The organism is Massilia sp. ZL223, assembly GCF_018119395.1.
In the GTDB taxonomy this organism is placed as follows: Bacteria; Pseudomonadota; Gammaproteobacteria; order Burkholderiales; family Burkholderiaceae_D; genus Telluria.
On sequence record NZ_JAGPWD010000067.1, the window covers coordinates 1 to 12,351 of the forward strand.

Below are 12,351 nucleotides of genomic sequence, written 5' to 3' on the forward strand. Positions count from 1 at the left end.
CCCCCCGGGGGGGGGCGCCCCCCCCCCCCCCCGGGCCCCCCCCCGCCCTGCTCCCGCCTTGCTGCCTGGTTCAGGAACGCTTGTAGATATCCTCGAAGCGGACGATGTCGTCCTCGCCGAGGTAGCTGCCCGACTGCACCTCGATGATGTGCAGCGGCAGCTTGCCCGGGTTCTCCAGGCGGTGGTTCATGCCGATCGGGATGTAGGTCGACTCGTTCTCGGACAGCAGGCTCACCTTGTCGCCGCAGGTCACGCGCGCGGTGCCCGACACCACGACCCAGTGCTCGGCGCGGTGGTGGTGCATCTGCAGCGAAAGCTTTTCGCCCGGCTTGACCGTGATGCGCTTGACCTGGAAACGGTCGCCCGCATCGATGCCTTCGTAGTGGCCCCAGGGACGGTAGACGCGGGTATGGTGCAGGTGTTCCGTGCGCGACTTGGCCTTGAGGTGATCGACCACCTGCTTGACGCGCTGCACCTGGTCCTTGTGCGCGACCAGCACCGCGTCCTGGGTCTCGACCACGACCAGGTCCTCGACGCCGACCACGGCCACGATGCGGCTCTCGGCGCGCACCAGCGAATTCTTGACGCCGTCCAGGTAGACGTCGCCGCGCTGGGCATTGCCCTGCTCATCCTTGGACTGGACTTCCCACAGCGCCGACCACGAACCGACGTCGTTCCAGCCGATATCGGCCGGCACCACGGCGGCGTCGCGGGTATGTTCCATCACCGCGTAGTCGATCGAATCCGACGGGCAGGCCGCGAAACTCGCTTCGTCCAGGCGGCAGAAGTCCAGGTCGCGGTAGGCCGACTGCATGGCCTGGGAGGCAGAGGCCGCGATCGAGGGCGCATGCTGCTGCAGTTCCGCCAGGTAGCGGTCGGCCTGGAACATGAACATGCCGCTGTTCCAGTAATAGCCGCCCTCGGCCAGGAAACCCTGGGCCGTTTCCAGGTCGGGCTTCTCGACGAAGCGCGCCACCTTGAAGCATTCGCCGCAATTGGCGACCTGCTCGCCGCGGCGGATATAGCCGTAGCCCGTCTCCGGCGTCTTCGGCACGATGCCGAAGGTGGCCAGCGCGCCCTGTCCCACCAGGGTGATGGCGCGTTCGACGGCGTCGCGGAAGGCGGCGTTGTTCTCGATCACGTGATCGGCCGGCAGCACCAGCATGACGGCTTCCGGATCAATGGCTTTCAGGTGGTGAGCGGCCGCGGCCACCGCGGGGGCGGTGTTGCGGCCGACTGGCTCGAGCAGGATGCCGAGCGGCGTAATGCCGATCTGGCGCAGCTGCTCGGCCACCATGAAGCGGTGGTCGTTACCGCAGACCACCAGGGGCGCCATCACTCCCGGCCAGTTCGCCACGCGTAATGCGGTGTCCTGCAGCATGGTCTTGTCGCCCACCAGCGGCAGCAGCTGCTTGGGCAGCACGGCGCGCGAGAGCGGCCACAGACGGGTGCCGGCGCCGCCGGAGAGGATGACTGGATAGATTTTCATGCGCTCACTTTCTCAAACTCGTTATTGTTATTGCCGGCAAAGTCCTTGCGCCGCGAACGGCGGCGGTCGCGTGCATTCAGCCACTCCTCGGAGGAGTAGTCGGACGCGTGCTTCATTTCGCCCTGGCGGTCGACGCTGTAATCCTTGAAGACGATCATTTCATGCAAGCTCACGTCGTGCAACACCCGTGTGTATTCGAACAACACGCTGCGCACGATCTCGGCGCCTTCGCAAATGTGGCTGCCGTGGCCGATCCAGGTCGGTCCGACGATGCGTGCGCCGGCCTCGATCTTGACGCCGGAACCGATGTAAACAGGGCCTTCGATGGTCGTGTCTTCCCAGTCGATGCTGGAATTGAGGCCGACCCATACGCCCGGCTTGATCTGGATGCCCGGCACGTCCATGTGGTTGACCTCGCCGGTCAGGACGGTCTGCAGCACTTCCCAGTAGTCGCTCATGGTGCCGATGTCGAGCCAGTTGAAGGGGCGGCCCTGGGCGTAGAACGGCAGGCCGCGCTCGGCCAGCAGCGGGAACAGCTGGGAGCCGATGTCGAATTCGACGCCCGACGGAATCAGGTCGATCACTTCCGGCTCGAAGATATAGATGCCGGTCGAGATGAAATTCGACTTGGCGACTTCCTGGCTCGGCTTTTCCTGGAACTCGACGATGCGGCCCTGCTCGTCGGTGACGACCACGCCATACGAGGACACCTTATCCCAAGGCACTTCCTTGGTGATGACGGTGGCCATGGCGCCCTTGCGGCGGTGCTCCAGCAGGGCCGCCTTGAGGTCGAGGTCGATCAGCGCGTCGCCGCACAGCACGATGGTGGTGTCGTCGAAGAAGCCGCCGAATTCCTGGATCTTCTTCATGCCGCCGGCCGAACCGATCGGTTCCGGCACGACTTCGCCGTCGTCCTTGGTATAGCCTTCGAAGGAGTAGCCGATCTGGACCCCGAACTGTTCGCCTTCGCCGAAGTATTCTTCGATCTTGTCGTGCAGCCAGCTGACGTTGACCATGATTTCGGTCACGCCGTGCTTTTTGAGGTGCTCGACCAGGTAGGCCATCACGGGTTTGCCCAGCAGGGGGATCATGGGTTTAGGCAGGTCATAGGTCAGCGGGCGTACACGCGTGCCCTTGCCTGCAGCGAGAATCATGGCTTTCATTAGACCGTCCTTGAGATTATTTGGCTGTGGTTTGGTAGCGCCAGACGTCGGCGCACATTTGAGCGACATCACGTTCCGCCGTCCAGCCCAGTTCTTCGCGGGCGTGGGACGGATCGGCATAGCATTTGGCCACGTCGCCCGGGCGGCGGTCGACGATCTGGTAAGGCACCGGACGGCCGCTGGCGGCCTCGAAGGCCTTGATCATTTCCAGCACGCTGTTGCCGCGCCCGGTACCGAGGTTGTAGGTGAGGATGCCCGGGCCCTTGCCCAGGCGGTCCAGGGTCTTGACGTGGCCGATCGCCAGGTCGACCACGTGGATGTAGTCGCGCAGGCCGGTGCCGTCCGGGGTGTCGTAGTCGCCGCCGAAGACCGAGAGCTTTTCGCGCTGGCCGTTGGCCACCTGGGCGATGTAGGGCACCAGGTTGTTCGGGATGCCGGAAGGCTCTTCGCCGATCAGGCCGCTTTCGTGGGCGCCGACCGGGTTGAAGTAGCGCAGCAGCGCGATGCGCCAGTCCGGCTCGGCCTTGGATAGGTCGCGCAGGATGTCTTCGATCATCAGCTTGCTGCGGCCGTAGGGATTGGTGGCCGACAGCGGGAAGTCCTCGCGGATCGGCACCGAGGCCGGGTCGCCGTACACCGTGGCCGACGAGGAGAACACCAGCTTCTTGACGCCGAACTTGGCCATGGTCTCGAACAGCACCACGCTGCCCGACACGTTGTTGTCGTAGTAGCGCAGCGGCTGGGCCACCGATTCGCCGACCGCCTTCAGGCCGGCGAAGTGGATCACGGCGTCGACCTTGTGGGCGGCGAAGGCCGCCTCCATCGCGGCGCGGTCGCGGATGTCGGCCTCGACCAGGTCGAAAGGCTTGCCCGTGATTTTCTGCACGCGATCCTGCACCGAAGCCTGGGCGTTCGACAGGTTATCGACCACGACCACCTCGTGCCCGGCGTTCTGCAGTTCGACGACGGTGTGCGATCCAATGTAGCCTACGCCGCCAGTAACCAGAATCTTCATGTCTTTCGCTCTCTATCTATGTTATTGACCGGGGCCGCGTCCGGCGGCGCTCCGTGGTGATGGCTGGCGAACCAGCCTTCCTCGTTGTTCTTGTCATCCGGCGGCTTCTGCGGCCGCGGTCTTGCTGCCAGGCGGCTTTCCGTGACCGCCTCATCCCAGTTTCGTATGACTTTTCATGGTTTGCCCAGGCACGTCATTCCGGCGGAGGCCGGAATCCAAGTCTGCATGCGCGATCGAGACGCTTGACTTGGGCCCCGGCCAAGGGGGACGCCGAGTCCCGGGGCGACGGTCTTTCGGCTAACTACATTTGCCTATCTACCTCTCGCCGCTTCCTTGATGAACAGCCACACGAAGGCCATGTCATCGATGAAGTAGCGCCGGAACATCCGCCGCGGCTCCTGCAGGAAGCGGTAGAACCATTCCAGTCCCGACTTCTGCATCCACACCGGCGCCCGCTTGACCTTGCCGATCGCCACGTCGAAGGTGCCGCCCACGCCCATCGCGAACGGAATCTTCATCTCGGCCTGGTACTTGCCGAGGAACTGTTCTTTCTTGGGCGAGGAAATCGCCACGAACAGCAGGTCGGCGCGGCTGTCGCGGATCTGGCGCGCCACTTCCGCTTCCTCGTGCTCGCCCTTCCAGTAGCCGTTGCGCCAGCCGGCCAGCACCAGGCGCGGATACTTGCGCTGGTAGGTCTCGGCCACCTTGCCGACCACCTCCTCTTTCGCTCCCAGCAAGAATACGCGCCAGCCCTTCTCGCCGGCGCGCCGCATGAGCGCTTCGAACAGGTCGACGCCGGCGACCCGCTCCTTGAGCGGCTTGCCGAGCAGGCGCGAAGCCCATACCACCGGCATGCCGTCCGCATTGATGAGCGCGCATTCATTGATAATGCGGCGCAGTTCCGGATCGCGGCTGGCCTTGACCAGCTTGTCGACGTTCACCACCACGTGCTGATGCGGCTTCCCGGACTGGATGAAACCCTCGATGCGTCCCAGGGTTTCTTCCATCGACAGGTTGTCGACCTGGCAGCCCATCAGCGTGATGCGTTCCTGAGCGGCGGATTCCGCCGCGATCCGTTCATTCATGCAAGTTCCTTTGCCAGGATGGCGACAATGCGCTCGGCCGCCTTGCCGTCCCACAGGTGCGGGCGGCGGCCTTGCTTGCCTTCGCCGCGCAGCACCTTGCGGGCTTCGCGCACGATGGCGACTGGATCGGTGCCGGCCAGGACGTTGGAACCTTCGTCGACCGTCACCGGGCGTTCGGTGTTTTCGCGGATCGTTACGCAGGGCACGCCCAGCGCGGTGGTTTCTTCCTGCAGGCCGCCGCTGTCGGTCAGGACCACGGCCGCGTCCTTCCACAGGTTGAGGAAGGCCATGTAGGCCTGCGGGCCGGCCAGGGTGATGTTCGGGCCCAGGTCGATGCCGAATTTCTCGATGTTGGCGCGGGTGCGCGGGTGCACCGGGAAGATCAGCGGCAGTTCGGCCGCGATCTCCTTGAGCGCGCCGATGACGCGGCCCAGGTTCTCGGCATTGTCGACATTGCTCGGACGGTGCAGGGTCACCACGCCATAGCGCTGGCCAGCGGCCTGGCGCGCTGCCTTGAAGGCGCTGGTCTCGAAGCCCGAGGTGTCGGTCTGGCCCAGCTTGTCGGCCTGGTACAGCACGTTGTCGACCATCACGTGGCCGACGTAATGCACGGCGGAATCCGGCTTGCCTTCGCGGCGCAGGTGCTCGAGGGCCGCCGGTTCGGTCACGAAGAACCAGTCCGAGATGCTGTCGGTGACCAGGCGGTTGATTTCTTCCGGCATGCTCATGTCGCCGCTGCGCAGGCCGGCTTCGACGTGGGCTACGGGAATGTTGAGCTTCTTGGCCACGATCGAGCAGGCCAGGGTCGAGTTGACGTCGCCCACCACCAGCACGGCCGCCGGGCGCTCGGCCACGCACAGCTCTTCGAAGGCGACCATGATCTTGCCGGTCTGCTGGCTATGGCTGCCGCCGCCGGCGGCCATGAACACGTCGGGCTGCGGGATGCCGAGTTCTTCGAAGAACACGTCGTTCATTTCGCGGTCGTAGTGCTGTCCCGTGTGGATGATCTTGAACGTCAGTGCGTCCTGCGCCTGCAGCGCACGCACGATCGGCGCGATCTTCATGAAGTTGGGACGGGCACCGGCGACGAGATAAACCTGCATTTGGACTTTCCCTTTGATAAATATTTGTTATTAAAAAAACGTTATTGTAAACCTGCATTCGACCGGAACGGCGGACGATACGGTTGTGACACGCAAGACTTCGCACGGCTGCTTCGCTTCATAGGTGCGCGAATACCAGCCCAGGGGCGGATTTTCAGCCCCGCGCACCAGTTCCAGCTGCAGATCGGCGCCGCTGGCCTGCATTTGCAGGACGAAGCGCTTGCCGCGCACCGACAGCCCGTGGCTGGACAGGCGCACGTCGAGTTCCGGGGCGAAATGCCAGAACAGCTCGACCTTGTGCTGCTTGCGGGCCGCGACTTCGTCGCGCACCACCAGGGTATTGCTGGCGCCGTCGAAACGGACGCTGCGCACGTGGCGCACCGGATCCGCCAGGCGCTGGTAGCCGTCGTGCGAACCGCGGAATTCGAATTCATGGGGCGAGCTGGGCATGCGCTCGATACTGGCGCGGGCTTTTTTCAGCCACATGAAGCGCCCGCCGCTGACCGACTGGTCCTGGCCGTCGATGCGCACCGTGTTGTGGGCGGACGTGCCGCGGAAATAATCGCGCCACTTCTGCTCCTGCCAGTAGGAATAGGTGCCCGGGTCGACCAGGCATTCCTCGCCCGCCACCGACAGGGTCAGCGCCAGGGCATCGGCGTGGCCGTGGGCGGCGATGCCCAGGTAGCCGAGCGGGCCGCAGTCGAGCATGCCCTTGATCTCGCGCTCTTCGCCGAAATGGTTGCCGAACAGCAGGTAGCCGCCATCCGGGAAGGCCCAGCCGGTGTCGACCTCATGCGGATCGCAGTCGGGCCGGCCGCCGGGCAGCGCGTGCAGCAGCCAGCGCACGCCGGGGTGCTGGGCGGCCTGGCCGCCGAACACGGTGTCGCCCAGCGCCAGCAACTGGCCGGCGCGGTCCAGGCCGGAAGCGTCGAGGCGGAACACGATGCCGTCGTCGGCGTCGCCAACCATGGGCACATTGCCGCCGACGTCGCGCACCGAGCGCAGGAAGCGCAGTGCGCGCTGCAGCGAAGCCCAGTAGTTGCGCGAGAACGGCTGCGCCGTGGCACGTGCGGTGGCCTGGCCCAGCAGGCCTGCGACGAACAGGAATTCGCTGGAAAAGACATGGTAGGCAAAGGCTTGCTCGCGGTTGACGCCATCGCGCGAGAACTGCGCCACCGCCTCGTGCTCCAGCTCCTCGCGCGCCTGCTCCAGCCAGTCGTTCGACTCTTTCCAGCACGGCCAGGTGCTGGCGCCGACATAGAGGCCGGCCAGCTCGCCGATCAGGTGGTTGTTGGCCGAGGAATGGCGCGACAGGTGGCGCGCGATGGTGCGGCAATGGGCGTGGATGCTGGCCAGCCAGTCGGCGCGCAGCTTCTGGCCGGCGTCGCCGTCGAACAGGCTGCCGGCCTCGCCGCCGGTCAGCTGCCAGACCAGGCTCCAGTTGATCAGGCGGATGCCCAGTTCGAGCGAACTGGTCCAGTTGGGGCCGGTGAGCGGCGGGCACTGGTCGAGCCAGCTGCGCAGCTGCTGTTCCAGGGCGTGCAGCCAGCGCGGGTCGCGGCTCACGGCCCAGGCCTGGGCCAGGCGCACCAGGTGCAGGTGGCGGTTCAGTTCCCAGACGTGCTTGATGTCGCCCACCAGTTCGCGGTTGGTGATGGCGATGTCGCCGGCGTAGATGGCGGGGCCGGTGACGCCGGTCTCGGGGTCGCGGTTCCAGGCGGTGGGCACGCCCACGTCGAAGCGCCGTTCGGCGAACAGCACCACATGGCCGGCGCAGATGCGGTCCGCGTCCGCCAGCAGGGCCTCGATCTCCTGCGGCTCGAGCTCCGGGGCGCCCTCGACGGCCAGGGTCAGCGCGCGCGGCAGCGGCGGCGGGGGCGGCGGCGCATCGCGGCCGCTGAGACGCCGTCCCATCCTGGTCGCGGCGGCCTGCCGTACCCGGTAGCCCAGCTCCGCCACCGACATGCAGCGCAGCCGGTTGACCAGCCATACCATGCGAACTGTTGCGTTCATTGCTCCCCCGCCCTGCGAAGTTGTCGATAAACCGCCGAGATGCGTCCGATCACGACACCGGACTCGTATTCTTGTTCTATGGTGGCGCGGGCACTGCTGCCCAGGCGGCGCCGTTCGCCGCCGTCGCCCAGCAGCCTGGCCAGGCCGGCGGCCAGGGCCGGCACGTCGCGCGGCGCCACCAGCAGTCCGTTGTCGCCGTCGCGCACGGTGTCGGGGATGCCGCCCACGGCCGTCACCACGATGGGTTTGGCGGCGGCCATGGCTTCCAGCATGGCCATCGGCAGGCCTTCGGCATGCGAAGGCAGGCAGAAGATCGCGGCGCGCGCCAGTTCCTGCGCCTTGCGCTGTCCGTCGACCCAGCCAAGGATCTCGATGCGCTCGGCAATGCCGAGTTCGGCGGCGCGAAGCCGGACGCGCTCCAGCTCGCCCTGCCCGCCGATGGCCAGCCGGGCCTGAGGAAAGCGCGGGGCAAGCGCGGCGAGCGCCTCCAGCAGCTCGTCGATGCCCTTGGACCGTTCGATCTTACCGAGGAACAGGATACGGCCGGGCTCTTCCTGCTCCTGGTCCAGCTTTGGGAGCGGCACCGAATTCGGGATCACCACCACGTGGGCGCGCGGCGCAAGCCCGCGCAGGTAGTCGGCCCAGCGCCCGGACAGCGCGATCACCACCGAGCTCGCCTCGAGCGTGTGGCGGATCCAGCGCCGCATCAGGGGCCCGGACTGTTCCATGAACCGGTCGAAGGCGCCGCCATGCAGGTGGAACACGGTGTTGCAGCCCGCCAGGCGCGCCAGCGCCAGCAGCACCGACTTGCGCATGAAGCTGGCGTTCGAGGCCGCATGCGCATGCACCAGCTCAGGCCGCCGGCACAGGCAGGCCAGGGTGCGCGCCAGCCCCGTCAATGCGATGCGCGCCTTGGTGGCGCGCGTGCCTTCGACATGGGTCGGGACGTAGCACACGCCCTCGCGCTCGAACAGGCCGTCCTGGCGCAGCAAGGACACCACGGTCGCGACACCGCCGCGCCCGCCGGGCGCAGTGCCCAGCATGAGCACCCGCGGCGCCGAACGAACGGGCACCGCCGGTACCGCCGGACGCGATGTGTGATTCATGCTGCCTGTCCCATGTCTGGAAACCTGCACTTAAGAAAGTGTTTTAAATAGTACAACAATGTTTTCTTGAGGAAGCGCACAATTCACGATTCCACAGCAATAAATTCGAATTTACCGTTCGGCCCGCGCGGGATCGCCGGCACCCGCGCCACCTCGACCGGCACGCCCGGCACCCGCAGCAGGAATTTGTCCTTCAGCGCGGCTTCATCCGCCTCGGTGAACTCCTCGTTGGTCACGACGCGCAGGGTGAAGCGGCCGTCGCCGTGGTACAGCACCTGGCCTTCGACCAGGCTGCGGTCGTGGCCCTGGAAGATGCGGTCCAGGCGCGCCACGATGCGCCCGTCCGGCAGGGTCAGGATCTTGTCCTGGCGCCCGACGATGGCCTTGACGGTTGGAAACACTCGCCCGCAGCTGCAGGGCTCGCCGTCCGGGATCACGGTATCGCCGGTGCAATAGCGCACCAGCGGCATCGCCGCGTTATTCAGGGTGGTGCCCACCACCTCGGCCGTCCCGTCGCCCTTGTCCAGCAATTCCACGCCCGCGTAATCGGTCAGCAGGTGGTAGCGGCCCTGCTCGCAGGTGCCGATCGCCGACACCCGCTCGGCCTGGCCGTACCAGTCGAACACGACGACGCCGAAGGCCTTGATCACCGCCTCGCGCACCTCGGGCTCGAGGGTCTCGGACGAGGTCATCACCCCGCGCAGCGCCCTGCCCTGGTAGCGGCGGCCGGCGGCATTGAGCCAGTTGGCGAGTGCGGCGATCGAGGACGGATAGGCGTGGATGACGACGGGATCGAAGCGCTCCAGCGCATCGATGTAGGCGCCGATGGTGGCGCCGGAGAGGTGGTAGGACGACATCATGAGCATGTTGCCGACCCAGTCGCGGCACCAGTAGCGGCCATCCTTCGGCTGGTCGTCGCAGACGATGTCGCCGCGGATCCAGGCGCGCCGCTGCCCGTGGCGGTAGCCGATCCAGCGCAGCTGGCGGTAGACGAAGCCTTCTTCGCGGATCACCGTGCCCAGGGTCTGGACCAGGGTCAGGGGCGAGCCCGAGGTGCCGCTGGTCTTGATGGTGTTGCGGATCAGGGAACCGGCCTTGCGCGGGCGGACGAAACGTTCGGGATGCTGCTTGAGCTCGGCCTTGGACAGCAGCCTGGCGCCCGGATTGGCGCTGTGCAGCCTGGTCCCGTCCGGCGGCACCGGCACGCGTAGGGCGCGGGCGCGGCGCGCGATATAGGCGTTGAGGCTGGCGGCCGAGCGTTCGTTGCGGGCCAGCACTGGATAGATGAGGATCCGTCCCCACAGGTTGCGCGCCAGTTCACGGACCAGCGAGCGCAGCGAGAGTTTCAGGGAGTAGGTCCACATCGGCGTTCACTTCCGGTCGGGCAGGATTTTTGTGTACGTTTCGGCAACTATTCTTCCGAGAATAGCATAGGTCCGATGGCTTTTTACGTACGCTGGGCCACGTAGTGCGAACTCTGCGGCGAGGGCCTTGTCCTCCAGCAGGCGCCGGACGGCGCCCGCGAAGGCGCCGGCTTCCATGGGTACGCACAGCCCTGCCCCGCTCTGTTCGATGACCAGGGCCTGGTCGGGAATGTCGTTGGCCACGCTGGGGATGCCGAGCGCCAGGTATTCCACCAGCTTGGTCGGCGAGGACACGTCGTACAGCTCGCCGCGCGGGATCGGCGACAGCCCGACCTCGGCCCGCAGCGCGTAGCCAAGCGCGGTGCGCTGGGGCAGCCAGCCGGTCAGCAGCACATGCTCGCCGAGCTCGCGGCGCGCGATCTCGGCGCGCATCCAGGCCATTTCGTCGTCGGAAGGCGCGTCGCCGGCGATCACCAGCAGCACCTCCGGCATGGTGTCACGCAATTGCTCGACCACGTCGAGCAGGAAGCCGGACTTGCGCGCCTGGGCCACCCGGCCCAGGTAGAGCAGCACGCGGCGGCCGTCGAGGCGCGGATCGTCGACGGGGTCGACCCTGGCGCGGTCGAACAGCTCCGCGTCCACGCCCATCGGCACCGCCGTCATGCGGCTGCGGGCGAAACCCTTGGCGGCCAGCCAGTCGGCCATGGCTTCGCTCTGCACGAAGACGTGACGGGCGCCCGGCAGCACCAGGCGATAGACCACGAAGCGCGAGGCGGCCGCGCGCACCGCGTGGGCCAGCCATTTCAGGCCCTTGCCGTGCAAGGCGATCTCGTCGCGCCGCACTTCGTAGCCTTCGACGATGGGAAAGGACATCCAGTAAACGAAGGGCACGCCGAGCCAGGCGGCGGCCCAGCGGCCGAGCAGGCCGGAGGCGATCTTGTCGCGCACCTGGATGCAGTCGGGCCGCGCGCCGCGCCGCGCACGGAGCAGGCCCAGCAGGTCCCACAGCGGCGACAGGACGGCGGCGAAGCGGCTCTTCAGGCTGCCTACCTCGTACATGCCGCCGGCATGCCACGGATCCCGGGCTCCGCTGCCGGACTGGCCCACCAGCTCGGTACGCACGCCATAGCGCGGCATTTCCGCGCCGAACAGGGTCAGCACGTCGGCACGGATGGGAGGCAAGGGATCGCGGACGATGAAGGCGATGGACAATTGCCTGCTGAGCGGCTGGCTAGGCATGAAACCTCGTATCGATGGGTCAAAGGCCAATCGATTCTAGCGCAGCGCCGGGCGCGCACGGTTCAGGGAATGGCGCCATCTGTGCGTTGCAACACACTCAGCCATAGGGCGCTGCGGACGCGTTTTGCGCCGCGCCGCAGCACGGAGCTCACAGCCGGCCGAATACCAGGCTGGCGTTGACGCCGCCAAAACCGAAGCCGTTCGAGATCGCATAGTCCGTCGCGATCTTGCGCGCCACCCCGCTCACGATGTCGATCCCGTCGGCCGCAGGATCGGGCTGCACCAGGTTCAGCGTGGGCGGCGCCATCTGGTCGCGCAGCGCGAGAATGGTGAAGATCGCTTCCACGCCTCCGGCCGCGCCCAGCAAGTGGCCGGTCGAGGACTTGGTGGCCGACACGGCGGGACCGCGGCCTGTTCCGAATAATGCCTTGATCGCGGCGAGTTCGCTGATGTCGCCCACCGGCGTGGACGTGGCATGCGCATTCAGGTGGCCGATCATCACCGGCTCCAGTTCCGCCTGCCGAAGCGCCAGTTCCATGGCGCGGCGTCCGCCCTCGCCGTCTTCCGGCGGCGAGGTCATGTGGTAGGCGTCGGCGCTGGTGCCGTAGCCGAGCACTTCCGCAATCGGCGTGGCGCCGCGCCGCAGTGCGTGCTCCAGGTCTTCGATGACCAGGATGCCCGCCCCCTCTCCCATGACGAAGCCGTCGCGGGCCCTGTGGGAGGGGCGCGCCGCCGGGGTCGGGGGGCCGGTGTAGCCCGGGGGCAAGGTCCTTG

Annotated in this window: 9 protein-coding genes and 1 pseudogene; all 10 read right to left on the minus strand. The window is 66.7% G+C overall.

What is annotated here, in order from left to right; all coding sequences use genetic code 11:
* Positions 1–70: 70 nt before the first annotated feature.
* Entirely contained in the window at positions 71–1,489 is a 1,419-nt protein-coding gene (locus KBW95_RS23945; protein ID WP_211529521.1) for a mannose-1-phosphate guanylyltransferase/mannose-6-phosphate isomerase, read from the minus strand.
* A complete protein-coding gene (locus KBW95_RS23950; RefSeq protein ID WP_211522790.1) occupies positions 1,486–2,652 on the minus strand; it encodes a sugar phosphate nucleotidyltransferase in 1,167 nt (388 codons plus the stop codon). Before KBW95_RS23950 ends, KBW95_RS23945 begins: the two co-directional genes overlap by 4 nt.
* Before the next feature lie 16 nt (positions 2,653–2,668).
* Positions 2,669–3,667, minus strand: a complete 999-nt coding sequence (gene galE / locus KBW95_RS23955; RefSeq protein WP_211522791.1) for a UDP-glucose 4-epimerase GalE — start codon at positions 3,665–3,667, stop codon at positions 2,669–2,671.
* A 311-nt stretch (positions 3,668–3,978) separates the two neighbouring features.
* Complete coding sequence (locus KBW95_RS23960; protein ID WP_211529522.1) at positions 3,979–4,752, minus strand: WecB/TagA/CpsF family glycosyltransferase; 774 nt, start codon at positions 4,750–4,752, stop codon at positions 3,979–3,981.
* Positions 4,749–5,855, minus strand: a complete 1,107-nt coding sequence (gene wecB / locus KBW95_RS23965; RefSeq protein ID WP_211522793.1) for a non-hydrolyzing UDP-N-acetylglucosamine 2-epimerase — start codon at positions 5,853–5,855, stop codon at positions 4,749–4,751. The genes KBW95_RS23960 and wecB overlap by 4 nt, the downstream gene beginning before the upstream one ends.
* 30 nt (positions 5,856–5,885) lie before the next feature.
* A complete protein-coding gene (locus KBW95_RS23970) occupies positions 5,886–7,868 on the minus strand; it encodes an alginate lyase family protein (RefSeq protein ID WP_229429989.1) in 1,983 nt (660 codons plus the stop codon).
* The gene (locus tag KBW95_RS23975; RefSeq protein ID WP_229429990.1) at positions 7,865–8,974 is read right to left on the minus strand and encodes a glycosyltransferase family 4 protein; all 1,110 of its coding nucleotides are present in this window, start codon (positions 8,972–8,974) and stop codon (positions 7,865–7,867) included. The genes KBW95_RS23970 and KBW95_RS23975 overlap by 4 nt, the downstream gene beginning before the upstream one ends.
* 83 nt (positions 8,975–9,057) lie before the next feature.
* Positions 9,058–10,338 carry a phenylacetate--CoA ligase family protein gene (locus KBW95_RS23980; protein ID WP_211529523.1) on the minus strand — a complete coding sequence of 427 codons (1,281 nt, stop codon included), beginning with the start codon at positions 10,336–10,338 and terminating at the stop codon, positions 9,058–9,060.
* Positions 10,339–10,344: 6 nt separating this feature from the next.
* Entirely contained in the window at positions 10,345–11,577 is a 1,233-nt protein-coding gene (locus KBW95_RS23985; RefSeq protein ID WP_211529524.1) for a glycosyltransferase, read from the minus strand.
* A gap of 148 nt (positions 11,578–11,725) precedes the next feature.
* Positions 11,726–12,351, minus strand: a pseudogene (locus KBW95_RS23990) (beta-ketoacyl-ACP synthase II); the annotation flags it as partial.